The following is a 25,822-nucleotide window of genomic DNA, read 5'->3' on the forward strand; positions in this document are numbered from 1 at the left end:
ACCTCGCCTTGCGCGGTTACCGCGTTTGCGTTGTGGATTGCGACAGCCAGGCCAGCACCACGTCGGTTTTTGGCCTCAACCCCGATGTGGATGTGGACGAGGAGGAAGACACGCTCTACCCCTTCTTTCGCCATGGTGGCCCCCAGGACCTCAGCTATGCCCTGCGTGCCACGTATTGGCCCAACATCGCGCTGATCCCTGCCAATCTGGGCCTTTACGACGCCGAATATGAATTCGCCGCCCGTATGGCGCGCGAACAGGTCTTTGTGCTCGACCGGCTGCGCGACGGGTTGGAAACGATCAAGGACCGGTTCGACGTCATTCTGCTCGATCCGCCCCCGGCGCTTGGCATGCTGTCGTTGTCAGTGTTGCGCGCGGCGGATGCGCTGATCATCCCGGCCCCGCCCAACAACATTGATTTCGGCTCGACCGCGCATTTCCTCAAGATGCTCGGGGCCACGCTCAATGAGCTCGCCCGCCACGGGGGTACGCGCGATTATGCATTTGTTAAGATCCTGGCAACCAAGATGAACGACAGCAAATCGGCGCATATGGCGATCAAACGGATGATGGACGCGGTCTTTCCCCTCGACATGTTGCAATCGGTGCTCAAGGACAGCGCCGAGATCGACAATGCGGCGGCGAATCTGTCCACCGTCTATGAGCTTACCGGCCCCGCGACCCGGACCGAGACACACAAACGCTGCCGCGCTTACCTGGATGCCACGTGCCGCGAGATCGAGGTGCTGATCCGCAAGACCTGGCCCAGCCACCACGCTGGGCTGCGCAAGGAGGGGCTGCTATGAGCCGCAAACATGATGCCATTTTCGACGATGTCCTGAGCGATCTGGACGCGGTCCCGGACAGTTCTGACCGGGCAGGCGCGCGGTTCCTCAAACGCTCCACCGCGATCAGCGATCGGCTGACGGGCGAGGTTGAGGAAAAGACGCTGCGCTGGATCGACCCGGCCCGCTGTCGGATGTGGGAGCGGCACAACCGCGACTACGCCCTGCTGACCGAAGACAATTGCCGCGACCTGATCGACGGCATTCGCAGTCAGGGGCAACAGGAATTTGCCGCGATTGTGCGGCCTGTGGATGACGTGAATTACGACTACGAGGTGATCTGTGGCGCGCGTCGCCACTTTGCCATCAGCTGGTTGCGTGCGCATAACTACACCCAATTCAAATACCTGGTCGAGCCGCGCATCCTGACGGATGAAGAGGCGTTTCGCCTCGCCGATATCGAGAATCGCGACCGCGAGGATATCTCGGATTACGAACGCGCTTTGGATTATGCCGACGCGGTGGCGCGCTATTACGGGGGCAAGCAAAAGGCGATGGCTGAACGGTTGGAAGTCAGCCAACCTTGGCTGTCGCGCTATCTGCAACTGGCGAAACTGCCCGAGGCGATTGTGACCGCTTTTCCCAGCATTCGGGATCTCCGCGAACGTAATGCACGGGAATTGAAACCGCTCCTGGCGCAGCCTGACAGTGCCCGCGCGGTGCTCGAAGAGGCCGCCGCCATAGGTCGCGAGCAGGCGCAAGCGCGCAGCGGTCGGGGGTCTTTCGTCGATGCGATGGCCGTGATGCGTCGCCTCGTGCGAGCAGGCAAGCCAGTGCAGGCCAAGCCCGCGCAGGACGGGACAGTGTACCGCCGCGCCGCGGGCGACAAAGGGATTTCTGTGGTTCAAAAGGGCCACAAGGTTCGGATGGAGTTTGAGGCGGCCGCCACACGTGCGCAGCTTTCGGCGGCTTTTGACGCGTACCTCAAGGCCCGGTTCGAGGGTGGCAAATCGTAAATTGCCCATGGGCAATTTTCCCGACCCAACCAAAAAGTTGCCCATGGGCAATTTCCCGACAGTGGGTCAAAACGACCCCTGAGCCTGCCGCCTGGAACCAGCGCCGGGACAAGCTGGCAGTGTCCGCAAACAGGGCTGGCACTCCTGCCCAAAACCCGTCAATTTCAGCAACGAAATACGACAAGGAGGATCGGCCATCGTCGATCTATGGGAGGGATTGCGCCACGCCTTTTGGCTGGTCGTCACGTTCGACGCCGAACTGGCCGAGATCGCGCTGCGCTCGTTGCGTGTGACCCTGACGGCGTTGGTGATCGCCTGCATCATCGCCCTACCCCTTTCCGCTCTTTTGGCCGTGCGTCGGTTCCGCTGGCGGCGCAGCGTCATCGCCATCCTGAACGCGCTCATGGGCTTGCCGCCGGTGGTCGTGGGCCTGATCGTCTATATCTTTCTGTCCCGTTCCGGCCCCTTGGGCGCGCTCGGTCTGCTGTTCACGCCCACGGCGATGATCGTGGCGCAGGTGATCATCATCGTGCCGCTGATCGCGTCTATCGCGCACCAATCCTTGCGCGATCTCTGGGCCGAATATCACGACCTTCTGATCTCCCTCAACGTGTCGCAATTTCAGAAAATGCGCACCTTGCTGTGGGATGCGCGTCGTGCCCTTTTGACCGCCGCCCTCGCAGGCTTTGGCCGTGGGATTGGCGAGGTGGGCGCCATCATGATCGTGGGTGGCAATATCGACAACGCAACCCGCGTGCTGACCACTGCCATTGCGCTGGAAACCGGCAAGGGGGAGTTCGCTCTGGCGCTGGCCCTCGGCTTCATCCTGATCGCACTGGCGCTTGGGGTGAACCTGTTGATCCACTGGGTCGGCCAGACGGAACGGGACAGCCGATGGTGACCGAGTTGTTCCCTCTGATCCTCGCGGGGGCCGAGACGTCGCGGCGCGGCAAACGGCTGGTTGGGCCTGTCGATCTGAGTCTGGACGGGCAGGGCCTGTGCGTCGTGATCGGGCCGAATGGGGCGGGCAAGACGACGCTCTTGCGGCTGATGCACGGCACGGCGCGATTGACGGCTGGGCGCATCAATTGGGCCTGCGACACGGCGGAGGCGCGCCATCATCAGGCTTTTGTCTTTCAACGGCCCATCGTGTTACGCCGCACGGTCGAGGAAAACCTGACCTATCCGCTGCGCCTGCGGCGGGTGGCCAAGGCGGTGGCGCGCAGGTCGGCGCAGGAGTGGGCGGAGCGGGTTGGCCTGTCTGATCTTCTGTGCCACAGGGCGGGCGTCTTGTCGGGCGGCGAGCAACAAAAGCTTGCCATCGCGCGGGCACTGATCACGGAGCCTGCACTTGTCTTTCTGGACGAGCCAACTGCCTCGCTTGATGGGCGCGCCACGCGCGAGATCGAAGGAATTTTGAGCCACGCCAAAGCAAACGGCACGCGGCTTATTCTGTCGACACATGATATGGGTCAAGCCCGCCGTGTCGCCGATAAGGTAGTCTTCATGCTGGGAGGCAAGGTGCACGAAACCGGGCCGGCCACCGCATTCTTTGAAGACGCCGCCACGCCAGAGGCTAGGGCATTCATCAACGGGGATATCGTCGAATGAAACAGTTTTTGATCATCAGCAGCCTCGCGCTGTTTGCGGCGGTCAGTGCGCAGGCCGAGACGCTGCGCATGGCTGTCACGACCTCCTTTCACAACTCGGGCCTGGCCAAAGTGCTGCTGCCAGAAATCCAGAAGGATCTGGCGTTGGACGTGCAGCTTTTGGTGGTCGGAACAGGCCAGGCGCTCAAGCTTGGGCGGGCAGGGGACGTTGACGCGATCCTGGTCCATTCCCGCGCCGCCGAAGAGGCGTTTGTGGCCGAGGGGTACGGCACCCATCGGCGCGAAATCATGTATAACGATTTCGTCCTGATCGGCCCCGCGGATGACCCCGCCGGGATCAAGGACGCCACGCAGGTCACCGACGCCCTGAGCGCCATCGCGATGGCGGAGGCCAGCTTTGTCAGCCGTGGTGACGACAGTGGCACCCATAAGAAAGAGCTGAGCTTGTGGCAAAACGCAGGTCTTGATGCGGACGGGTTTGGGCGCTGGTACCGGGCTGTGGGTGCGGGTATGGGGGCCGCGTTGAACACCGCGTCGGGCCTTGATGCCTACATCATGTCCGACCGTGCCAGTTGGCTGAACTTCGGGAACAAGGGGGGGCTTGCGTTGCTGTTCTCTGGCGATCCGGTGCTGTTCAACCAATACGCTTTTCTGCCGGTTGATCCCGCCCGGCACCCGCACGTAAAAGCGGAGCTTGTGACCAAACTTGAGGATTGGCTGACCTCCCCTCGCGCCGCCGAGTTGATCAACGGCTACACCATCGACGGCGAGACGCTGTTTGTCTTCAACGCGAAATAGGCTCCGATAGCGGGTTTAGTGATCCATATCGCCGTGGATAGCGAACTGATCCAGCCCCGCATCCTGCGGTGCAATGGTGCGATAGGTCTCTCGCACGCCCGCTTCTGTCAACTCCCGCGCAACGGTAAGTAGGGTGTTGGCCAGGTGATCTTCACACAGTTCTACCATTTGCGCCAATTCCTCGGCCGCAACAGGCGTGGCCGCCTCAACCGACGGCGCGCCGTAATAGGTTACGAAATGCTGGGCCAAAAGGACGGTAAGCGTCTCTAACTCGGGCTGTTCCAGCTGAGTCACCGCGACAAAAGTCACGCGCCCGCCGGTTTCCAAGCCGAACCAACCATTGGCAAAAGCCTGCCGCGCCTTGCCGGTCAGGTCGCCCTCGCCCCAGTCGGAAAACTCGAAACCGCCCGAGATGCACCATTCGCCCGTACGGGCCGGGCTGGCAAAGACGTTCATATCGCTTTCGTCAAAATGGATCGCACGTGCCAGTTTCATCACGATGTCTCCAGTACGGTGGTGAGGTGGATCAGATGGGTGGTTGTGTCGTCGCGCAGCAGCATCCCGAATTCCTCGTCGATGCCCAGGAATGTCCCGGTTAGGGACTGGTTTTGTGCCTCTTCGCCAATGCCATAGGCCAGCCCCCGCCATTCGGCATGCAGGGCGGCGGGCCCGCTTTCTTCCCACCGGCTCAGCCAGTTCAAGGTATGCCGCGCCCAAGCCTCAAGCAGGTGGGGGGGCGAAACATCGGCGCAGCCCTCGGCGAACAAGGCCGTTTCATCCGGGGTAAGCCCAGTGTCCTCAAGTGCGGGCACCAGCGGCAGGGTAAAGCCCACGACCAGCCAATCGGGCACAGCCTCGGGATCAGGGTCAGAGGCCATTGCCCGAAACGCGCCACAGCGCGCGCCGTTGACGCGGATGCCGCCCTGCCATTCCAGGTGCACTGCGACCTCGGGCGGGGCCAGGGCCCCCAGTGCATTTTGCAACCCCACACCGCACAGCGGCAGCATGGCCATCGCGGTGCGCAAGGGGACTTCCGGGGCGAAAACCAGCGCCGCTTCGACCGCATCGGCACCCAATTTGTAAGCGATCAGCCCGGCGTCACAACCCAGTGTCGCCTTCATCATAGCATGATCAAAAGCACTGTCATTCGCGACCTCGCCCCACATTAGCGGGGGAAAGGTGATGTCGGCTTCAGCGATCATGCAACACCCTTTGCGATCAAAGCTGCGGCCACGTCCTGAAACGCCTTGGCTTGCGTCCCGTCCGGTTGGCTGACCGTGATGGGCGCACCCCCGTCCGAGGCCAGGCGAATTTGCAGATCAAGCGGCACCTCGGCCAGGAGCGGCACGTTCAGTTTGGCCGCTTCAGCCGCGACGCCACCATGGCCAAACACATGTTCCTCATGCCCGCAGTTAGAGCAGATGTGCGTGCTCATGTTCTCGATCATACCGACAATGGGCACATTCAACTGATTGAACATGTCGATCCCCTTGCGCGCATCAATCAGGGCCACATCCTGCGGTGTAGAGACAATTATCGCCCCATCCACCGGGGCCTTTTGCGCCAGCGTCATCTGCACATCGCCGGTGCCGGGCGGCAGGTCAACGATCAGCACATCGAGCGCGCCCCACTGCACCTGCGTCATCATCTGTTGCAAGGCACCCATCAGCATCGGCCCCCGCCAGACCACCGCCTGATCCTCGTTCGTCATCAGGCCGATGGACATCATCGTCACACCGTGGTTGCGCATGGGCAGGATCGTCTTGCCATCGGGCGAGGCGGGCCGCCCGGATACGCCGAGCATCCGGGGCTGCGAGGGGCCGTAAACGTCCGCATCCAAAAGGCCGACGCGCCGCCCTTGTTGCGCCAGCGCGCAGGCGATGTTGGCCGAGACGGTGGATTTGCCGACGCCACCCTTGCCGGACGCAATCGCCAGAATGCGGTCGATGCCGGGGATCTTTTGCGGGCCCTTGGGCTCGGCTTTCTTGGCCAGCCCAAGGTCGGGCGGCGGGGCCTTTTCGGTGTGACCGGTCAGGACGATCGAAACCTGATCCACGCCGTCCAGCGCGCCAATGGCCGCCTCGGCCTTGCCCTTGATATCCTCATAGATGGCGGCGTCGGCCGGGTTGATTTCCATGACAAAGCGCACAGTGCCGTCCGCTACGTTCAGCGCGCGCATCACGCCGCTGGCCACGATGTCGCCGCCCGGCGCCTCGATCCCCTTGAGGACGTCCAGGACCTGTTCCCTGCTTGTGCTCACGCGTCAGTCCTGCCCGGAAATGGTGCCGGTGACCTCGTGGGTCATGTCCAGCGCGTCGATGGTGATGACGGCTTTGACCGCATAGGTTTTGCCGCTGCTGCCACCGGTGCGCACCGCCTCTTCGATCGCCTGCTGCGAGGTCACGCCGACCTGTTTCAGGAACTTTCGCATGGACATGTTGAAATCGTCGCTCATGGGTGTGGCTCTCCTTGACGTTGACGGACTGCGCGCGCGGTGCCTAATCTGGCGGCATGCGCATCCTTGTTGTTTTGATTGTGGTGTTGTTGCCCGGCCTTGCAAGGGCCGATGACCGGCAGGTCGCGCTTTATGCCGCGCCCGCCCTGATCGAAAGTGGGCTGGTGCAGCATATCAAGCCGCGTTTTTCCCTGAAAACCCAAGTTAGGGTCGATATTGTCGACACCGCCGAGGCGGCCGATCTGATTTTGGGCGCGGAGGGCCGCGCGCTGTTTTCCGGGCTGGATACGGTTTGGCATCTGGACCAGCGGCGCGACACCAAGGGCGCCGACCGTTTTGCCGATTGGTTGCGCTCTGATATCGGTGCCCGCACCATCCTGAGCTTTGCCCCCCAAGGCACACCGATTTTTGCGCCCCCGCCCGCGGAAGACACGCAAGCGGTCGCTGTCGAAGTGACGGCCCTGGCCATCGCGGGCAAAGAGGTGTCCTATGCCAAATGCAGTCGCTGTCACGTGACCGAGCGGGGCAGGGGCATCTTTGGCATAGGCTCGTCCCCCAGCTTTTTCGTGATGCGCGGGTTCGAAGATTGGGAGGCGCGCTTTGCCGCCTTCTATGTGCTGAACCCTCATGGCGCCTTTACCCAGGTCGAGGACGTGACCGGCCCGTTTCCGCTGGATCGCCCCTCGCCCATTTCGCCCATCACAATGACGCTGGACGACCTGGATGCAATCCTGGCCTACGTGGCCATCATTGACCCCGCTGATCTGGGCGCGCCGCTGCAACATCAGTGATCGCGCCGCTTTGACAGGTAGTCTTCGGTCGTGCGCACGCGGGGTTTTTCGCCACCCTGGAACGGGTTGTCTGTGGCGTGGAATTGCGCGTTCACTCGGCAGTTGTCGCACATCTGGATCATCCGCAGCTTGTCGCCCGCAAACATCGCGTGATCTTTCAGCTTGTCGGTGATCCGGTCGATGGCCGATTTTGAGCCAAAGAGCGCGCCGCATTCGATGCAGGGGAACGGCTCTTCCTCGTTGAGGATCTCCTGGCGCAGCGCCGCGTCAGTCAGGTCAAGGCGCGGCTCGTAGGTGATAGCGTCTTCGGGGCAGATATTGGCGCAGAGGCCGCATTGCAAACAGGCGTCTTCCTGAAACCTAAGCTGGGGTTTGTCGGAATTGTCCCCCAGTGCGCCAGAAGGGCAGAGCGAAACGCAAGACAGGCAAAGCGTGCAGGCGTCGGTGTCGATCAAGACGGCCCCATAGGGCGCACCCGCAGGCAGAGGCAGCTGATCGGTGCCGGGGTGCAATGCCTTGGCGGCTTGCCGCGTGATCTGGCGGCGGGTGCCCATGGGGCGGACGGGCTGCGCGATGGGGGCAGGGACGGTTGCGTCATACAACGCATCACTCATCGCGTCGGGGTCTGTGGTGTCAAGCAGGGTGGCCTTGCCCGCGCCCGCAATGGCCGAGGTCAGGGCAATCTGCGTCTCTAACGCAGACACATCTGTGGTGGGGCCGGGCAGGAACGTGACGGAGGCAAAGCCAGCGCCAAGGCCCGCGACCGCCTCGGCATGGCCGAAAGCACCGATGGCCGACATCTCCATCGGGATCACATCGGCGGGCAGGCCGCGCCCGTGACGGGCCGAAAGGCGGATCATCTCGGCCCCATGGGCGTCGTGGACCAGAAGGCGCGGCGCGGTGCCGCCGGCGGCGAGGAACGCCTTGGCCAGCGTCTGGACCCGCTGCATCGTGTGATCAACGGGCGGCGCGTCATAGGTGATCGCACCGGACGGGCAGGCGGCAGAGCACGCTCCGCAACCGGCACAGACCATCGGGTCAATCGCCACGTGATCGCCGGCGGACGTGATTGCCCCAGTGGGGCACAGATCCAGGCAATTGGTGCAGCCGGTCTGTTCCGCGCGGGAATGGGCGCAGAGCAGGGGGGCCGTCTGCACATAGAGGACCTTTTCAAAGGTGCCGGTCATATGCGAAGCGGCCATGACGGCGGCGGCCACACCGGGCGCGTGGGTCGGATCGGCGCGCAGGTATCCGTCGCGTTTGTCCGGCGCGGGAAAGAGCGGGGTTTGCCCGCGCAGGTCCAGAATGATGTCGCATTGCGATACGGCCCCGTCGCGCGGATCGGTCAGGCCAAAGCCGCCGCGCCCGCCCGGTTCCACCTGTTGCAGGGCGTCGATGACAACCTCGAACGCGCCAAATGTGCCAGCGGCGCGGCGCAGCTTGCCCACCACCACGTCAAAGGCGCGGGTGTCGGGCATGGCGCTTGCGTCGTCGATCAGAACTGTGACGCCCAGATGATCCTTGAGCTGTTCGGCGGCGTTCAACGCCACATCGGCAGGGCCGAGGATCAGGCAGAGCCCTTCACTGATCACATCAACCGTCTTTTCCGGGGCCTCGGGCAGCATCGCCTCGGCAATCAGTGCGGACATTTTGGGCAGTTTTGGAACGTCATCCGCACTCCAACCCGCACGGTCGCGCAGGTCGAGCGTGGGCGGGGCAGGGCGGTCAAGACCCTCTGCCAGTTCCTCGAAAACGCGGGCCTCCTGGGTGCAGCAAAAAACTGCGTCACCCCCCTCAAGGGCGGCTTGAGCGCGGTCCAATTGGGTGGTGCAGAGTGCGGAACAGGGGGGGCGAACGTCCAGGCCGGTGGCCTCGGACAGGGCGGATGCATCGATGGTTTGGGTGCCCAAACAATCGCATGTTATCAATGATTTGACCACTGTACTCTCCCCTTTGGCGGCGGCGAAAATTGCCCCGTTTCCGCCCGCCTGTTTGCGCCAGCCTAGACATGATTCGCATCACTTCACAAATCGATTTCCGGTCAGGTCCGGTGCCGATTCGTCGCTGCGACGGCCAAGTGATTCGCTTTTCTGTATGCGATGGTATTCCCGACTTAATCAGTCGAGTTAGACATTTCGTCCTTTGACGCGCTGCGGCCCCGGACAGGCTGGCCAAATTGCGAAAACATGGCGCAAGGGCAGTTCGCGGCCAACAAAACGCTTCTCGGATGAAAAATACGGCAGTTTAATAATCGTTAACGGGAGGACATAGGGTGATCCGCAACCCAAACCAGCATCGGACCATGCCATTGGGCGTCGTTTTGCGGCGCCTGCCCGGTGTGACGCGATGGGCCTCTCACTCCTGGAAAGCGGTTGCGGTGTTGCCCGGCGCGGGCCAGGCCAACTGGCAAGAGCTGCGACGTGAAGGCGAGGCGGTCGAGTACCACGCCGCCACCCTGACCCTTGACCTGCATGGGGCCGAAACCGAGGCCTATCTGCATGGCCTGTCCGCGGAGGTGCCGTCGATCTATGTGGTGATGCGCGAAAGCGAGGATGAGGGGGCTGAGCCGCTGGACGTTCTGCTGGTCACCGCGTCCCCTTACGAGGCGCAGGACTATACCGACAGCGGCGAAGAGATCGTGGAAAAGGTGCCGATGCCCGAGGGGCTGTTGGCCTGGGTGCAGGATTTTGTCACCGCGTTCCACGAGGACGAGGTGTTCATCAAGCGCAAGCGCGACAAGAAACGGACGGACCTTGTGCAGGATGGCATTGGCGATCCGCGCATCGCGTCGGCGGCCGACATCTATGCCTCGCCCGCCCGTCAGCGGAGGCGGATGAATTGAGCGGCGCGCAGCACAAACCCCGCGATTTCTGGTCGCGCCGCCGGGCCGGAGTTGAGGCCGAGGCCCAGGTCGAAGAGGCCGTTGATGCCGCCCGCGTGGCCGATGCCCAAGAGGCGCAACTGGCCGAGCGGTCGGACGAAGAGATCCTGGCCGAGTTGGACCTGGCAGAGCCTGAAGCGCTGGAAAGCCCTGATCAGGTGCGGGAGTTCCTGAATTCTGCCGTGCCACAGCGGCTCAAGACCCGCGCGCTGCGTCGGCTGTGGCGGTTGAACCCGTTGCTCGCCAATCTGGATGGCCTTGTCGATTACGGCGAGGATTTCACCGATGCCGCCATGGTCATCGAAAACATGCAAACCGTGTATCAGGTGGGCAAGGGGATGCTGACCGCCTTTGTCGAGGATGACGAAGACGACGAGATCACGGACGAGACGCCCGAAGAAGAAGAGATAGACGCCCCGATCGAGGCCGAGGAAGAGGCCCCCGTGACCGTTGCGGCCACTCCCGACCCCCTTCCCGAGCCTGAACCCGCGCCGGTGGCCATGCCCCAGCGCCGGATGCGCTTTGCCTTTGACACTGTATAATGGATGACCCCGAAATGACAGCCGCCCCCGATACCACGATCAGCGACATGGATCGCGCCCGTGCGGACCTTTACAACTTTTTGGGTGCGCTGCTGGCCAATCCGCCGGACGAGATGTTGTTGACCCAGACGGCGGGCCTGTCGGGAGACGACACGGAACTGGGCCAGGCCATCGGCACATTGGCCAAGCTGGCGAAAGTCACCAAGCCCAAGGCGGCGGAGAGCGAATTCAACAAGCTGTTCATCGGCTTGGGCCGGGGCGAGTTGCTGCCCTTTGCCAGCTATTACCTGACCGGATTCCTGAATGAAAAACCGCTGGCTGCGCTGCGTCAGGCGATGACGGCCAAGGGCATGCAGCGCTCGGACACCGTGTTTGAACCCGAAGACAGCATTGCCAGCCTGATGGAGATGATGGGCGCGATGATCGTGGGCCGTTTTGATCGGCCCGCTGATGTGGCGGCGCAAAAGCAGTTCTTCAACACCCATGTGGCCCCCTGGGCGTCACATTTCTTTACCGATCTGGAAGAGGCCAAAAATTCGGTCTTTTACAGCCCCGTGGGCACGGTCGGTAAAACTTTCATGTCTGTGGAGGCGGAAGCCTTTCGGATGAGCGGGGCGGAGTGATCCGCGTCAAATGGGGCGGGCAACCGCCCCCCACCAGCGAAAGGAGACTTTTCGCATGAGCAAGAAAGAAGAGGGTGCATCGCGCCGCGACTTTCTGAAGCTGGCCACAACCACGGCGCCGATTGCGGCGGTGGCGGTTGCAGCCGGAACAACCGGGGCAGAGGCGGCAGAGCCGGATCTGAGCCTGGAGAAGATGCAGGATACCGCGCACACGCGTGCGTATTTTGACAGCGCCCGGTTCTGAGCCGGACACATGAGAGGCCGCGCCCGGGAATAAGCCCGGACATGGCAGGAGCCCAGCGACTGGTTGCGTGACGCCCGACTGCTGCGATCCGAATGAAGCCAAGCAAGCGAACCCGGCAAGGGGATGCGAGCAAGGGAGAGAGAAATGCTTAGGAAAAAGACCAACGGGGTTGCGAGACGCCCCCAGCGGACAAGTATCCTGTCTGAGGCTGCGAATGCCTCGGTGGACCGCCGCGCGTTTTTGCGCGGATCGGGACTGGTGATCGGGGGTCTGTCAGCGATTGCTGCCACAGGCGGAACCGTCACACAGGCCAGCGCTGCGACGGCTGTCGCGGGGCAGGTAGATTTGAAAAAGACAGTGTGCACGCATTGCTCGGTCGGCTGTACGGTCGTGGCCGAGGTACAGGATGGCGTCTGGACGGGTCAGGAACCCGGCTGGGACAGCCCCTTTAACCTGGGTGCTCACTGCGCCAAGGGTGCCGCAGTTCGTGAACACGCCCACGGCGAGCGTCGCTTGAAGTACCCGATGAAGAAAGAAAACGGGGAATGGAAGCGCGTCAGCTGGGAGCAGGCCATCGACGAGATCGGCGGCGGCATGATGAACATCCGCGAAGAAAGCGGACCGGATTCTGTCTATTGGCTGGGTTCGGCCAAGCACAATAACGAACAGGCCTATCTGTTCCGCAAGTTCGCTGCCTATTGGGGCACGAACAACGTGGATCACCAGGCCCGGATCTGTCACTCGACCACGGTTGCCGGTGTTGCAAACACCTGGGGCTATGGTGCGATGACGAACTCGTACAACGACATCCACAATTCCAAGGCGATCTTTATCATCGGTGGCAACCCGGCCGAGGCACACCCTGTGTCCCTGCTGCACCTGCTCCGCGCCAAGGAACAGAACAACGCCCCCGTCATCGTGTGTGACCCGCGCTTTACCCGCACGGCCGCCCATGCGGACGAGTATGTGCGCTTCCGTCCTGGCAGCGACGTGGCTTTGGTCTGGGGTATTCTGTACCACATCTTCGAAAACGGTTGGGAGGACAAAGAGTTCATCCGCACCCGTGTCTGGGGCATGGACCAGATCAAGGAAGAGGTCGCCAAGTGGACCCCTGAAGAAGTCGAACGTGTGACCGGTGCTCCCGGTTCGCAGCTGAAACGTGTGGCCCGTACCCTGGCCAACAACCGCCCCGGCACCGTGATCTGGTGTATGGGTGGCACGCAGCACACCAACGGCAACAACAACACCCGCGCCTACTGCATTTTGCAACTGGCCCTTGGCAACATGGGCACCGCAGGTGGCGGCACCAACATTTTCCGCGGCCACGACAACGTGCAAGGCGCCACGGACCTGGGTGTTCTGTCTCACACTCTGCCAGGCTATTACGGTCTGTCGGGTGGGGCCTGGGCCCACTGGGCCCGCGTCTGGGACGAAGACCCCGAATGGCTGGGCGGCCAGTTCGCCACGACCACAGGTGCCGACGGCAAGGAAAAATCGCTTCAGAACCTGTCGGGCATTCCCGTCTCGCGCTGGATCGATGGCGTCCTTGAGGACCCGGCAAACATGGACAACCCGAACAAGGTGCGGGCCATGGTATTCTGGGGCCACGCGCCAAACTCTCAGACCCGTATGGTCGAGATGAAGAAGGCCATGGAAGAGCTGGACATGCTGGTCGTCATTGACCCGTTCCCCACTGTCTCTGCCGTGCTGCATGATCGCACCGATGGTGTCTATCTTCTGCCTGCCTGTACCCAGTTCGAAACGCGCGGCTCTGTCACGGCGTCGAACCGGTCGATCCAGTGGCGTGAAAAGGTCATTGATCCCCTGTTTGAATCCAAACGGGATGAAGAGATCATTGCCCTGCTGGCCCAGAAGTTCGGGTTCCACGATCGTCTCTTCCGCAACATCAAACTGGAAGAAGACGGCCTGACCCCCGAGCCGGAAGACACGCTGCGCGAGATCAATCGCGGCATGTGGACGGTTGGCTATACAGGTCAAAGCCCTGAGCGCATCAAAACGCACATGGCGAACCAGCACACGTTTGATCGCACCACGTTGCAGGCCATCGGTGGCCCTGCTGACGGCGATTACTACGGTCTGCCATGGCCCAGCTGGGGCACGCCCGAGATGAACCACCCGGGCACGCCGAACCTCTATGACATGTCCAAGCCCGTGGCTGAGGGGGGTCTGACCTTCCGTGCGCGCTTTGGCGTTGAGCGGGACGGTGAAAACCTGCTGGCCGAAGGGGTCTATAGCGTTGGGTCGGAAATTCAGGATGGGTATCCCGAATTCACGATGCAGATGCTGATGGATCTGGGTTGGGACGGTGATCTGACGGCGGACGAACGCGCCGCCATTGATGCCGTTGCAGGGCCCAAGACCAACTGGAAGACCGATCTGTCGGGCGGCATCCAGCGGGTCGCGATCAAGCATGGCTGTGCGCCCTTTGGCAATGCCAAGGCCCGTACCGTTGTGTGGACCTTCCCCGATCCGGTGCCTGTCCACCGCGAGCCTCTGTATACAAACCGCAGAGACCTTGTGGCGGATTACCCCACCTACGAGGACCGTCACGCCTACCGCCTGCCGACGCTCTATGCGTCGATCCAAAAGCAGGACTTCTCGAAGGACTATCCGATTATCCTCACCTCCGGCCGCTTGGTCGAATATGAGGGCGGCGGCGACGAGACACGGTCGAACCCGTGGCTGGCCGAGCTGCAGCAGGACATGTTCGTCGAGATCAACACGCGGGACGCCAACAACCTTGGTGTGCGTGATGGCGCGCAGGTCTGGGTCGAAGGGCCCGAAGGCGGCAAGGTCAAGGTTATGGCGATGGTCACCAACCGGGTCGGCGCGGGCGTTGCCTTTATGCCGTTCCACTTTGGTGGGCATTTCCAGGGCGAAGACCAGAGGTCCAAATACCCCGACGGGGCGGACCCCTATGTGCTTGGTGAATCCACCAACACAGCCCAGACCTATGGCTATGATTCAGTAACCCAGATGCAAGAGACGAAAGCCACTCTTTGCAAAATCTGGACAGCGTAAGGAGGATACGACATGGCATTAGGAGGACAGGCGAGAGCCAAGTTCCTGTGCGACGCCGAGCGCTGCATTGAATGCAACGCCTGTGTGACAGCCTGTAAGAACGAGCATGAAGTGCCCTGGGGCATCAACCGCCGCCGCGTGGTGACCATCAATGATGGTGATCCCGGCGAACGGTCGATCTCTGTGGCCTGCATGCACTGTTCTGACGCGCCTTGCATGGCCGTTTGCCCGGTCGACTGCTTTTACCAAAGCGAGGACGGGGTGGTTTTGCACTCCAAGGACCTCTGCATCGGGTGTGGTTATTGCTTTTACGCGTGCCCCTTCGGCGCGCCGCAATTCCCGCAGGCAGGCAACTTTGGCAGCCGTGGCAAAATGGACAAGTGCACATTCTGCGCCGGTGGCCCGGAAGAGACGCATTCCACAGCCGAGTTCGCCAAATACGGTCGCAACCGGATCGCCGAGGGCAAACTGCCCATCTGCGCCGAGATGTGTTCGACCAAGGCACTGCTGGCGGGGGATGGCGACATTGTCGCCAACATCTACCGCGAGCGCGTCGTGGCCCGTGGCTTTGGCTCGGGCGCTTGGGGCTGGGGCTCTGCCTACGGCAACCAGGGCGGCTGAACCCGCACATGCACAGCCCAAGCGCGATCATGCGTCGCGCTTGGGCCACCCCCGGGGGCAGGTTTCACAAAATCCGCCTCCGGAAACTTTGAAAGTTTCCGATCCGCTTTCCTTTGAAGAAAGCGGACACTGCACCTGATCGAGGACAATCATGCGAACGCTTTTGAGTGTGATCACTGCGCTGTTTCTGGCCCTCCCGGCCATGGCACAAGACACCGCCCCGGCACCCGACCGCTCCGCCACCGGCGGCGCAACAACGCTCGAAGACATTCTGGCCCGCCAAAGGGGCGAAGAGGTCGACCAGACGTTCCGTCGCGAAAATCTGGGCGACCCTGACAGCGCCGCTGGCATGGCCTCGCAACTGGGCACGCTGGGCGGCTCGTCAGACCCTGAATTGTGGCGCGCGCTGCGCTTTGGGTCGGCGGACATCACCGTCTCCTCGGGTGGCGAGGTGGCGTCGGTTCTGATCCAGGACGGTGGCATGTCCTGGCTCGAATTCCGCGAGGGGCCGCTGGCCAAATATGGCGGCTATCTGCTCTTGGGCACGATTGCCCTGCTGATCGTGTTTTTCATCCTGCGGGGGCGGGTCAAGCTGGATTACGAGAAAACCGGCCGCACCGTGACCCGGTTCAAAACCTTTGAACGCGCCTCGCACTGGTTGTTGGCAAGCTCTTTCATCCTGCTGGGCATCACCGGGCTGTTGACCCTGTTCGGGCGGATGTTCATCGCGCCCTATATCTCCAAAGAGTTCAACGCCACGCTTTTGCTGGCCTCGAAATACATCCACAACAACGTCGCCTGGGCGTTCATCGTGGCGCTGGTCGCCGTGTTCTTCCTTTGGGTCTGGCACAACATTCCGAACCGCACGGACATCACCTGGTTTGCGCAAGCGGGGGGTATCGTCGGCTCCAAACACCCGCCGGCGAAAAAGTTCAACGGCGGGCAAAAGATCATCTTTTGGTCTGTGATCCTGCTGGGCGGTTCCATCTCGCTGTCGGGTGTGTCGCTGCTTTTCCCCTTCGAGTTGCCGATGTTCATGAAGACCTTTGACCTGATGCGCAGCGTGGGCATTGAATCGCTGCCGATCTACGGGCCGCTGCCCATCGGCCTCGCCCCGCACGAGGAAATGCAATACGCCCAAGCCTGGCACGCCATCGTCGCCTTTGTCCTGATGGCGATCATCATTGCCCACATCTATATCGGCTCGGTCGGTATGGAGGGGGCCTATGACGCCATGGGATCGGGCGAAGTGGACGAGGCCTGGGCCCGGCAGCACCATTCCCTCTGGCTCGAAGAGTTGGAAGCCAAAGGCAAGGCAGCACCCAAAGATGCGACGCCTGCTGAGTAGCCTGTTGCTGTGCCTCGCCCTGCCTGCCGGGGCACAGGAGTTCACCACCTACAAAGGCCATGGCGGGCCGATCATGGGGCTGGTTGTGACGCGCGATGGCACGTTGGCCTCGGCCAGTTTCGACAACGCGGTTGGCATCTGGACGGGGCAGGTGCCCCGCTGGCTCGAAGGGCATGACGCGGCGGTGACGGCCATTGCCGAGGGTGTCGATGGTTCGCTGATCACCGGGGGCGACGACTTTGCCATCTGGCATTGGGGCGACACCCCGCGCAAGATTGGCCAACACAAAGGCAAGGTAACATCCCTCGCCGCCGCCCCGGACGGCACTGCAATTGCAAGCGGATCGTGGGATGGTGACATCATCCTTTGGCCGCTGGGGCAGGGGGCACCCGTGACTTTGCCCTATGCCGGGGCGGGGGTGAATGCGGTGGCCTATTCAGCCGATGGCGCGGCCCTCTTTGCGACCACGTCCAAAGGCGATCTGCTGCGCTATGATATGGAAACCCGCGACACGCCCCGGCCCATGGTGCGGCATGGGTTCGGGATCAACCGGCTGCATGTGGGTGATGGGTGGGTTGCATATGGGGCTGTCGATGGCGGCACTCGGGTGATTGATGCGGAAAGTAGTGCACAGATTGCCGACTTTACCCTGGACCGCCGTCCGATCCTTGCCATGACGCATCATGCAGCGACAGGCCAATTGGCCATCGGGGACGGCGAGGGGCACATCATGATGGTGGATACCAATGACTGGCGGATCACCCGCGATTTCCGCGCCATGCGGCAAGGGCCAGTCTGGGCGCTGGCCTTTTCCAGCGCGGGCGACGTGATCCATGCGGGGGGTATCGATGATGTGATCTATGCCTGGCCCGTGGCCCTTCTGGATACCTATGACCCGGCCGGGGGCGACACGCGCAGCTTTCTGCGGGACGCAAACACCATGAGCAACGGGGAACGGCAGTTCATGCGCAAATGCTCGATCTGTCACAGCCTTGAGGCAGGCCCCTCGCGCAAAGCGGGGCCGACCCTGCACGGCGTCTTTGACAGGCCGGCCGGGGCATTGCCCGGCTACCGGTATTCCCCCATCCTGGAGGGATCAGACATCATCTGGACCGACACAACCATCGACGCCCTGTTTGACCAGGGCCCTGATCACTATATTCCTGGCTCAAAGATGCCGATGCAGGTGATCGCGCAACCCCAAGACCGGGCCGATCTGATCGCATTTCTGCGCACGGCCACCAACAAGGAGTGAACCATGAGAGCCATGTTTATGGGCTTTGCCGCGATGATCGTGATTGCGGTCGGATCGTATTTCGTGCTGCAGGAGGTGGGTTATTCCGCAGAGGCGCGCGGATCGGGCAACGCGGTGCGTCTGGATTGAGCGCATGACCGAGGCGGCGCGGGCCACGCCCGACATGTACGGCACCTCGCTGGCCGGTGCGTCGATCCTGGTGATCGACGACGAGGTCGGCATGCGCCACTTTCTGACCAAGACGTTTCAAGCGCGGGTCAAGCGGGTCGATGCGGTGGGGTCGCCCGCACAAGCGTCCAAGGCGCTGGACGAGGCGCAGTATGATCTGGTGATCATCGACAATCTGATGCCCGGCGGCACGGGTCTGGATTGGCTGAGCGAGCAGCAGCGCAAAGGCTTTTTTGCCGACGTGATCATGATCACCGCCTATGCCGATCTGGAAACCGCCATTGCGGCGCTGCGCGCGGGCGTCAGCGACTTTGTTCTGAAACCGTTCCGCGCAAACCAGATCCTGAGCGCGGTCGCCCGGACGCTTGACCGCAAATATCTGCAACGGGACAACACGCTTCTACGCCGCGAGCTGTCAACCGGTGCGCAACGCGGCAAGTTGCTGGGCAATTCCGACCCGATGGAGGCGGTGCGCAGCATGTTGAATCGCCTCGCCCCTTTGCCGACGCCGGTGCTCTTTACCGGGGCGAGCGGGACGGGCAAGGAACTTGCCGCCCGCCATTTGCACGAGGCATCCGACCGCGCCGATGCGCCTTTTGTCCCGATCAATTGCGCGACTTTGCATCCCGACCGCTTTGCCGAAGAACTCTTTGGCTCGGTCGAGGGGGAGGACCACCTGAAACCCGGTCTGTTGCTGCTGGCCGATGGGGGCACGCTGTTTCTGGACGAGGTGGCGCAGATGCCCGAGACGGTACAGGCGGCCCTGTTGCGGGTGCTTGAGGATAAAAAGGTGCGCCCCGTAGGGGCAGAACGCGAGATCCCGCTGAACCTGCGGTTTTTGTTCGCCACCAATGACGACATCGAGGCGGCGGTGGCCGCAAACCGGTTCCGCGCGGACCTTTATCACCGTATTCACGTGGTCAAGATCGACATGCCCCACCTGCGCGACCGGATGGAGGATATTGTCGAGCTGGCTGCCCATTTCATGGACCACTTTTCCGCCAGCCTCGGGATGCCCTCACTCGAACTGGACGCTGAAACCCTGCTGAAACTGCGCCGATATGACTGGCCCGGCAATGTGCGCGAATTGCGCAACCTGATCGAACGGTCCGTGATCCTGGGCGCATTTCCCGATGCGTTTTCGGGCGATGGCGGAGTGACGGGTGCACAGGCGATCGAAAACCTTGATCTGGTCACTCAACGGCACATCCTGCGGATGCTGGACCGCTGCGACGGCAACCGCGCCGAGGCCGCGCGCCGTCTGGGCGTGTCGCGTAAAACCATCGACCGCAAACTGGCGGTATGGTCGGAGTAGTTCTTTGGCAGACCCTACAAATTTAACATAAATCTGATTACAGGCAATCCTACGTCAGATAAGTGTTGAACCATCCAATCGTGCGATCCCAGGCGAGGTTGGCCATCGCCTCGTCATAGCGGGGCGTGCTGTCGTTGTGGAAACCGTGGTTCGCGCCTTCGTAAATATGCGCTTCATATATTTTATCATTGGCAATCAACGCGGCCTCGAAATCGGGCCAGCCTGCGTTGATACGCTCGTCCAACTCGCCCATCTGGATCAGCAATGGCGCCTCGATCCGGGGCACGTCTTCGGCAGCGGGTTGGCGGCCATAGAACGGGACACCAGCAGCCAACTCGGGGTACGCCACCGAGATCGCGCCAACCACACCGCCACCATAGCAAAACCCGACAGCACCAACACGCCCGGTGCTGTCATCACGGGCCAATAGATGCTCAAACCCGGCGAAAAAGTCGTTCATCAATGCGACGCGGTCCACCGTGCGTTGCAATTCGCGCCCATCTGCATCGTTGCCGGGATACCCCCCCACCGATGTCAGACCATCGGGGGCCAACGCCATGAAACCCGCCTTGGCCAGACGGCGCGCCACATCTTCGATATAAGGGTTCAGGCCACGGTTTTCGTGAATGACCAGCACGGCCGGAAGCGGCCCTTGGACAGTGGCAGGGCGCACCAGATAGCCCCGCACATCGCCCGTCCCGTTGGGCGAAGGATACATGATGTAATCGGCGTGAATGTCAGGGTCGTTGAACGACACCTGTTCGGCCATGGCATAATTGGGGCTAAGCATGCCAAGCAGCGCGGCGGCCGTCAGACCACCCACCGCGAACTTGCCCGCACGATCCAGAAACTCACGTTTTGTGATTTTGCCGTGAGCGTAAAAGTCATACAGATCAAGGAGTTCCTGATCAAAATCCCGTGCCGTCATGCGGTTCATCATCTGTCTCCTTGCGGTGAGCCGGTGCCATAGAGGGTAGCCACCTTTGCCCAAAAGTCCACCTAAGCAGCAAATCGTGATCGGCGGCGATCAGCCTTGCGCCCGCAGCAGCTCCATTGCGGCATGTAGGGGCACGGCGCGCACACCGCCCTGCCCCGGCACGCTGCGGTCGCTGGCATAGACCAGCAGCCGTTCGGCCACGTTCAGATCACCGGCCGCCGTGTGGAACCTGCGCGTGACCTTGGGGCTGGTGGTCCGCTTGACCTCAATCGCCCAGAGCGCGCCCGAGGGCAATTTCAGGATCAGGTCAATCTCGGCCCCCGCGGACGAACGATAAAAGCTGGCCTCGGTCCCACGCGGGGCGGCTGCAATCAGGTTCTCTATACAGAACCCTTCCCAAGACCCACCAACCACAGGATGACCCAACAGCGCCTCGGGCGTTTCCAACCCGAGCAGCGCATGGGTCAGACCCGGATCGCGGATGTAGACCTTGGGTGATTTGACCAGACGCTTGCCCGCATTGACGTGCCAGGGCGGCAGACGTCGCACCAGCATCAGGTCAACCAGAAGGTCCAGATAGCGCGCCACGCTTTGCCCCGACACGCCCAGACCCGCCGCGATCCGCGCGGCGTTCAAAAGGCCCCCTTGCTCATGCGCCAGCATCGTCCAGAACCGGCGCAGGGTCGCCGCCGGAATGCGCAAGCCAAAGGCGGGAATATCACGCTCCAGATAGGTGCGGATAAAATCCTCGCGCCAGGTCAGACTGGTGCGGCTGTCCGTTGCCAGAAAGCTTTCGGGAAATCCGCCACGCAGCCACAGGGCTTGCAATGCGCCCTGCCCGATCTCATCCAGCGTGAAGGGCGTCAATTCATGGTAACTGACGCGGCCGACCAGCGACTCCGCGCTTTGTTGCAAGAGCGTATTTGAGGCAGAACCCAGCAGCAGGAACTGCCCCGTCCGATGGCCCGCCCTGCGACGGCGATCAATCTGGCCCCGCAAGGCCCCGCAAGGCCCCGAAAAGGCCGGGCGCCAGTTGCACTTCGTCAATGACAACGAGGCGGCCCACCTGTTCATCAAGGTAAAGGTCCGGCTCTTCCAAAATCTGCCGATCAGCGGACCGTTCAAGGTCGAGATAGACGGCATCGCGGCTGGCCGCGATGTCCTGTGCCAGGGTCGTCTTGCCCACTTGGCGCGGGCCCAGCAGAACAACGCCGGCCTGCGCTTCCGACGCCTGGGTGATACGGTCGAAATGCGATCGGGTGATCATAACCTTGCATTTATTCCAGATGTGGAAGATTTACAAAGTTAATTTCGATCAAGTTGCCAATGGATCAGACACATAAACCGGCAGCCAAACCTCGAAACATGCGCCGCCCTCGGCCAGATTGCGCGCCCGGATCAACCCCCCTGCCCGCTGAATCAACGTTTGCGAAATCGAGAGGCCAAGGCCCGTCCCTTCGGCCTGTTTGGTGCTGTAAAACGGGGCAAAGACCTGGTCGATCAGCGCCAGATCAATCCCCGGCCCGGTGTCCTGCACAGACACCGCCACGCCGTTAACGCCATCCCGCGCCATCGGTTCGGCGCGCAGGGTCAGCACCCCCTGCCCGTCCATCGCCTGCACCGCATTCATGATCAGATTGATCAACACCTGCTGCAATTCACCGGGATCAATGCGCACTTGTAGATCGGTGTCGGCCTGCGTCTGCACCTTGATATTGCCCTGTGACAGTACATGGTTGACCAGAACAAGGCAGTCCTTGATCACGGGGGCCACCGGCACTGCCTGCTCCAGATCGGCAAATTCACCCGGTCGCGCAAATTGCAGCAATTTGCCCACGATGGTCTGGATACGCGAGACTTGCCGATCGACCAGGCCCAGCTCGGTCTTGATCGCCTCACTCCTCTCGCCCAGGCTTTCGCGGATTACGTCGACATTACCCTGAATGACGGCCACGGGGTTGTTGATCTCGTGCGCGACGCCGGCCGTGATCTCGCCAATCGAGGCCAGCTTTTCGCTCATGACCAACTGCCGAAACGTGTCTTCCAGCTTGGCATTGGTCTGCTTCAGTTCGGCGGTGCGTTTCTCGACCCGGTCATTCAAATCCTGGTTCAGGCTACGCAGGTCGCGGTCACGCTGCTGGACCTGATCCAGCAGATCATCAAGGTGGCCCGCCACCTGGCCAACCTCGTCATGGGCATCACCCAAGCCATTTCGGGCCGACAGGTTGCCACGCTGAACCAGAGACATGGTGTGCGTCATCCGTTCAAGCGGGGCAAAGATGCCCTTGGCCAGCCGAAAGAACAAAGGGGCCGAGACGAGGACCACGGCAGCAAAGGCCCCCAAAATCCACAGGAAGGCGTTGCGTTTGGCCGTCGTAAACGGCTCTTCCAGAAAGCCCACATAGATCATGCCGACATATGCGCCAAAGCTGTCGGTCAGCGGCAGGTAGCCTGAAATATACCAGTCATTCACCACGAAAGCCCGGTCGAGCCAGGTGCGCCCGTTGCCCAGCACTTCACCCCGCACTGCCGCCGACACGCGTGTGCCCAGGGCGCGCACATCCTCAAACAGGCGCACATTGGTCGACACCCGCACATCTTCAAGAAACAGCGTCGCGGTGCCCTGGCGGAGCGCGCCCGTCCCCTCGTCCAGATAGACCAGCGCGTTAATCGTATCGATAAAAGCCAGGTTGCGGTTCAGCAGAACGCCCCCCACCAGCACGCCGCCGCGCCCGGGCAAGGCGACTGGCGTGGCGGAATGAATGACCATGCCGCGATCCTCGACGGTGCGGTCAGTGGGCACGGCGGCCTCCGTCTCGATCAGGGGCAGACGGGCGCGGGCGGCAAGGTCGGGGGAAATAGCCTCAAGGTCAGAGGCTGCGAAAATGTCGATCTCGGTCCGGCTGGTGCCCGCCGCGGCCATATCGACGACTGGCCAGGTGCCCGCGATCTCAGTGACCGCATCGGGCGGCAGGTAATAGAGGAAATCCAGGCCCAGGGCCGCGCGCTTGGCGTCAAAGAACGCGTCAAATGCCTCGGGCGCGGCTTGGGCAAACTCGACAGAGCCCGCGACCGCCTGCAATTCTTCGCCCGTTTCGACCATCAGACGCGACAGATACTGTTCCGCAATCCGCAGGTCGCTTTCCACATTGGCGATCAGAACCTGATCGTAATCCGCTGTCCAGCGCGTCATGCCCAGAAACAGCATCAGCGGCATCAACAGCACCATGGGGGCGAGGGCCAGGATCATCAGGCGAAAGCGGACGGAGTTCATGCGATCACGCTATCAAAGCGGGTTGTTTTCCGCAAAGCTGCGGAAGAAGGCAAGGTAGGCGCGGTCGGGGTCGCGGGGCGCCTCTTTGCCCTTGGCCCAGGCGCGCCACTCCTTTTCGATCTGATAGATGTCAAAACCCGGATGGCGCAGCCGCGCGGTTTCATAGGTTTCGGTGCGCAGCGCTGCGCCCATCCGATCCAGCCAGGCGGGGCGTGGACGGACCTCTTCGGTGGTGCTTTGCATCCGCGCCTTGCGACCGACCTTGGAAAAGGTCAGCTCGCGCTCGGCCTCCACCGTCCCTGCCCCGTCCTTGCGCCACCATTTCAGCTCGATATGGGTGACGCGGCGACCGGTTTTGACCGGTGCAATCTCCACCACATAATCCGACAGCATGTTGACCTCTGCCACCGCCGGATCAATCGCGCGCAACTTGAGGTTCGACCAGGACGTCAGCTTGCCCTTGGGCACGCCCAAGACCCCGCGCAGATCCTCCAGCGTGAATTTTTCAGACGAACGATAGCGCAGGTTGCCGCGTTTCTGGATCATCTCGTACAGGGTCAGCGCATATTTGGAACTCAGCGCAAACATCACTTCGCGCTGGAGCCGGGCAAAAACGGTGCTGTCCTTGATCACCTTGCGCAAGCGCGGCGGGATCTCGTATTCCAGCACACCATCCCGGCGGGTGGTCTCGATATTGCCGCCCAGCAGTTGCACCCGCTCAATCGCGTCCTCGCCCTCGTGGGTGACACGGACCTTGACGATGGCAGACATAAGCCGTTCGATCGAGGTGCCGACCCGGTCGTTGGAATTATGCGACCCGCGCAGATCGGATTTCGAGATGACATGTGTGACCGGCTTGTCGATAGCATCCCACGCATTTTCCAACAGTTGGTTATAGATGCGCCGATCAGCCAGGGTCAGCGGCGTGACCTCGACAAGGTCCACCAGCTCGCCGGGCTTGACCAGGCTCTGGGCATTTGGCCGGGCGTCGATCGTCCGGTATGCTGTTTTGGGGCGCTCTGCCATGCTGCTCTTCGCTTACCTCTGATGGGCAATGTGATGTAAGATTAACAGGCGGAGGGTCCTGCGTCCATGAAAAGGGTGCACCCGATTTGTAAGGTTTAACGCAAGCGGCTGATAGGGGTCGATTCGTGGGTGATTCGATAAATCCCTGTAAAACAAGGGCCTAACGCAGAGGGTTTCTGCACCCAAAACGTAAGGATAGACGACCACCCAAAACGTAAGGTTTGAGGCCCCGGAACGTAAGGCTTAGCGCCCCAATCTGTAAGCCAAGCCACCCCATGATGTAAGGGTCAGGTTCGATTCCCTTATATTTCTCAATAGTTTACTGTTAGAGAACATAGAACACTAAGAAATTTGAATAAGAGGGGTGATTTGTTTTTGGTATTTTTCAGGGGGTCAGCTGCATAGGATGCGCAACAACTGAAAGCTTACATTCTGGGACTCCTGTCGCATACTCGATGAAAACAGTGACGCGAATTCACGCGATGCCCCTGTTTTCCAACCATTGGTGCCCCCTGCCCCGATTTCCGCTTTTTTCCGCCCCCTCCTCAAAAGTTTACACTTGAGGCACAGGCCCGCACCCGTCATGATTCGCGCAAAACACCCCATAGAGGTATATGATGGAGCAGTCCGCCCTTCCCCCCGTCTCGCTCGACGAGTTGGACAAATTGGCCACCCGCGCCGCGACCGTGATCAATCGCCTGCGCGACAGGCTTTATGCGCCGGGCCACCAAAAGCAGCTTGATCTGCGGTTCAACGTGCGCCGCGCCGCCGACATGGTCGGGCGCAGTGACAAGCTGATCCGCGACGCCGAAGCCGATGGCCGTTTGCCCATGCCCGAAAAGGACCCGACGACGGGGCGGCGCACCGGCTATTCCCTTGCCGATGTGAACCGCATGCGGCAGGTGTTCGGCACCCTGCCCCACCGCGCCGACAGTGACCGCGCGATGGTCATGGCGATCCAGAATTTCAAAGGCGGCGTCGGCAAATCCACGATGGTCTGCCATTTTGCGCAATACCTCGCCTTGCGCGGTTACCGCGTTTGCGTTGTGGATTGCGACAGCCAGGCCAGCACCACGTCGGTTTTTGGCCTC

Annotated in this window: 27 protein-coding genes; 17 read left to right on the forward strand and 10 right to left on the reverse strand. The window is 61.7% G+C overall.

The features are described 5' to 3' along the window. The 5 genes from Q1A44_RS21465 to Q1A44_RS21485 form a co-directional block, all read left to right on the forward strand. On the forward strand, positions 1-806 hold an 806-nt coding region (locus Q1A44_RS21465; protein WP_299629427.1), incomplete at its 5' end, for an AAA family ATPase. Beyond that, the gene (locus Q1A44_RS21470; RefSeq protein ID WP_299629429.1) at positions 803-1,801 is read left to right on the forward strand and encodes a ParB/RepB/Spo0J family partition protein; all 999 of its coding nucleotides are present in this window, start codon (positions 803-805) and stop codon (positions 1,799-1,801) included. The genes Q1A44_RS21465 and Q1A44_RS21470, both read left to right, overlap by 4 nt. Before the next feature lie 196 nt (positions 1,802-1,997). Further along, entirely contained in the window at positions 1,998-2,702 is a 705-nt protein-coding gene (locus Q1A44_RS21475; RefSeq protein ID WP_299629475.1) for an ABC transporter permease, read from the forward strand. Beyond that, entirely contained in the window at positions 2,696-3,412 is a 717-nt protein-coding gene (locus Q1A44_RS21480) for an ATP-binding cassette domain-containing protein (RefSeq protein WP_299629431.1), read from the forward strand. Before Q1A44_RS21475 ends, Q1A44_RS21480 begins: the two co-directional genes overlap by 7 nt. Beyond that, positions 3,409-4,209 (forward strand): substrate-binding domain-containing protein, encoded by an 801-nt coding sequence (locus Q1A44_RS21485; RefSeq protein ID WP_299629433.1) that lies wholly within the window; start codon positions 3,409-3,411, stop codon positions 4,207-4,209. Before Q1A44_RS21480 ends, Q1A44_RS21485 begins: the two co-directional genes overlap by 4 nt. A gap of 15 nt (positions 4,210-4,224) precedes the next feature. Here the strand turns inward: Q1A44_RS21485 and Q1A44_RS21490 are convergent, their stop codons facing one another. The 4 genes from Q1A44_RS21490 to Q1A44_RS21505 are packed head-to-tail and all read right to left on the reverse strand — an operon-like array spanning position 4,225 to position 6,664. Then, on the reverse strand, positions 4,225-4,704 hold the full coding sequence (locus Q1A44_RS21490) for a DUF6505 family protein (protein ID WP_299629435.1): 480 nt from the start codon (positions 4,702-4,704) through the stop codon (positions 4,225-4,227). Continuing rightward, positions 4,704-5,411 (reverse strand): biotin/lipoate--protein ligase family protein, encoded by a 708-nt coding sequence (locus Q1A44_RS21495; RefSeq protein WP_299629437.1) that lies wholly within the window; start codon positions 5,409-5,411, stop codon positions 4,704-4,706. Before Q1A44_RS21495 ends, Q1A44_RS21490 begins: the two co-directional genes overlap by 1 nt. Beyond that, on the reverse strand, positions 5,408-6,469 hold the full coding sequence (locus Q1A44_RS21500) for an Mrp/NBP35 family ATP-binding protein (RefSeq protein WP_299629439.1): 1,062 nt from the start codon (positions 6,467-6,469) through the stop codon (positions 5,408-5,410). The genes Q1A44_RS21495 and Q1A44_RS21500 overlap by 4 nt, the downstream gene beginning before the upstream one ends. A 3-nt stretch (positions 6,470-6,472) precedes the next feature. Then, entirely contained in the window at positions 6,473-6,664 is a 192-nt protein-coding gene (locus Q1A44_RS21505; protein ID WP_299629441.1) for a DUF6494 family protein, read from the reverse strand. 56 nt (positions 6,665-6,720) lie between these two features. Here Q1A44_RS21505 and Q1A44_RS21510 point away from each other — a divergent pair, with 56 nt between their 5' ends. Further along, positions 6,721-7,455, forward strand: coding sequence for a hypothetical protein (locus tag Q1A44_RS21510; RefSeq protein ID WP_299629443.1), 735 nt, complete (start codon positions 6,721-6,723; stop codon positions 7,453-7,455). On the opposite strand, the gene Q1A44_RS21515 is transcribed toward Q1A44_RS21510, so the two are convergent. Then, the gene (locus Q1A44_RS21515) at positions 7,449-9,395 is read right to left on the reverse strand and encodes a 4Fe-4S binding protein (RefSeq protein WP_299629445.1); all 1,947 of its coding nucleotides are present in this window, start codon (positions 9,393-9,395) and stop codon (positions 7,449-7,451) included. The two genes, Q1A44_RS21510 and Q1A44_RS21515, sit on opposite strands and share 7 nt — an antisense overlap. Before the next feature lie 362 nt (positions 9,396-9,757). On the opposite strand from Q1A44_RS21515, the gene Q1A44_RS21520 reads away from it, so the two are divergent. The 10 genes from Q1A44_RS21520 to Q1A44_RS21565 all read left to right on the forward strand — a co-directional run bounded on the left by Q1A44_RS21520 (position 9,758) and on the right by Q1A44_RS21565 (position 19,494). Continuing rightward, positions 9,758-10,297, forward strand: a complete 540-nt coding sequence (locus Q1A44_RS21520) for a DUF3305 domain-containing protein (RefSeq protein WP_299629477.1) — start codon at positions 9,758-9,760, stop codon at positions 10,295-10,297. Then, positions 10,294-10,878: a DUF3306 domain-containing protein gene (locus Q1A44_RS21525; RefSeq protein ID WP_299629447.1), complete on the forward strand. Its 585-nt coding sequence runs from the start codon at positions 10,294-10,296 to the stop codon at positions 10,876-10,878. The genes Q1A44_RS21520 and Q1A44_RS21525 overlap by 4 nt, the downstream gene beginning before the upstream one ends. Positions 10,879-10,892: 14 nt before the next feature. Next, complete coding sequence (locus Q1A44_RS21530; RefSeq protein ID WP_299629479.1) at positions 10,893-11,501, forward strand: molecular chaperone; 609 nt, start codon at positions 10,893-10,895, stop codon at positions 11,499-11,501. 55 nt (positions 11,502-11,556) lie between these two features. Continuing rightward, positions 11,557-11,745, forward strand: a complete 189-nt coding sequence (locus Q1A44_RS21535) for a twin-arginine translocation pathway signal protein (RefSeq protein WP_299629449.1) — start codon at positions 11,557-11,559, stop codon at positions 11,743-11,745. 144 nt (positions 11,746-11,889) lie between these two features. Beyond that, a complete protein-coding gene (locus tag Q1A44_RS21540) occupies positions 11,890-14,787 on the forward strand; it encodes a formate dehydrogenase subunit alpha (RefSeq protein WP_299629451.1) in 2,898 nt (965 codons plus the stop codon). 12 nt (positions 14,788-14,799) lie between these two features. Next, positions 14,800-15,408 (forward strand): formate dehydrogenase FDH3 subunit beta, encoded by a 609-nt coding sequence (gene fdh3B / locus Q1A44_RS21545; RefSeq protein WP_299629454.1) that lies wholly within the window; start codon positions 14,800-14,802, stop codon positions 15,406-15,408. A 151-nt stretch (positions 15,409-15,559) separates the two neighbouring features. Next, positions 15,560-16,756 (forward strand): formate dehydrogenase subunit gamma, encoded by a 1,197-nt coding sequence (locus Q1A44_RS21550; protein WP_299629456.1) that lies wholly within the window; start codon positions 15,560-15,562, stop codon positions 16,754-16,756. Then, positions 16,737-18,011 (forward strand): c-type cytochrome, encoded by a 1,275-nt coding sequence (locus Q1A44_RS21555; protein WP_299629458.1) that lies wholly within the window; start codon positions 16,737-16,739, stop codon positions 18,009-18,011. The genes Q1A44_RS21550 and Q1A44_RS21555 overlap by 20 nt, the downstream gene beginning before the upstream one ends. A 3-nt stretch (positions 18,012-18,014) precedes the next feature. Continuing rightward, on the forward strand, positions 18,015-18,140 hold the full coding sequence (locus tag Q1A44_RS21560) for a hypothetical protein (protein ID WP_299629460.1): 126 nt from the start codon (positions 18,015-18,017) through the stop codon (positions 18,138-18,140). A 4-nt stretch (positions 18,141-18,144) separates the two neighbouring features. Then, complete coding sequence (locus Q1A44_RS21565; RefSeq protein ID WP_299629462.1) at positions 18,145-19,494, forward strand: sigma-54 dependent transcriptional regulator; 1,350 nt, start codon at positions 18,145-18,147, stop codon at positions 19,492-19,494. A 49-nt stretch (positions 19,495-19,543) separates the two neighbouring features. Here the strand turns inward: Q1A44_RS21565 and yghX are convergent, their stop codons facing one another. The 5 genes from yghX to Q1A44_RS21590 all read right to left on the reverse strand — a co-directional run bounded on the left by yghX (position 19,544) and on the right by Q1A44_RS21590 (position 24,731). Beyond that, positions 19,544-20,431, reverse strand: a complete 888-nt coding sequence (gene yghX, locus Q1A44_RS21570) for a YghX family hydrolase (protein ID WP_299629481.1) — start codon at positions 20,429-20,431, stop codon at positions 19,544-19,546. A gap of 90 nt (positions 20,432-20,521) precedes the next feature. Next, entirely contained in the window at positions 20,522-21,346 is an 825-nt protein-coding gene (locus Q1A44_RS21575; RefSeq protein WP_299629464.1) for a DUF4143 domain-containing protein, read from the reverse strand. A gap of 67 nt (positions 21,347-21,413) precedes the next feature. Continuing rightward, on the reverse strand, positions 21,414-21,698 hold the full coding sequence (locus Q1A44_RS21580; RefSeq protein ID WP_299629467.1) for an AAA family ATPase: 285 nt from the start codon (positions 21,696-21,698) through the stop codon (positions 21,414-21,416). Positions 21,699-21,746: 48 nt separating this feature from the next. After that, entirely contained in the window at positions 21,747-23,705 is a 1,959-nt protein-coding gene (locus Q1A44_RS21585; protein WP_299629469.1) for a HAMP domain-containing sensor histidine kinase, read from the reverse strand. Between the two features lie 12 nt (positions 23,706-23,717). Beyond that, a complete protein-coding gene (locus Q1A44_RS21590) occupies positions 23,718-24,731 on the reverse strand; it encodes a replication initiation protein (protein WP_299629471.1) in 1,014 nt (337 codons plus the stop codon). A gap of 614 nt (positions 24,732-25,345) precedes the next feature. Here Q1A44_RS21590 and Q1A44_RS21595 point away from each other — a divergent pair. Further along, positions 25,346-25,822, forward strand: a 477-nt coding sequence (locus Q1A44_RS21595) for an AAA family ATPase (protein ID WP_299629473.1), incomplete at its 3' end; no start/stop codon positions are given.

Origin of the sequence: uncultured Tateyamaria sp., assembly GCF_947503705.1 — a bacterium.
Classification (GTDB): domain Bacteria; phylum Pseudomonadota; class Alphaproteobacteria; order Rhodobacterales; family Rhodobacteraceae; genus Tateyamaria.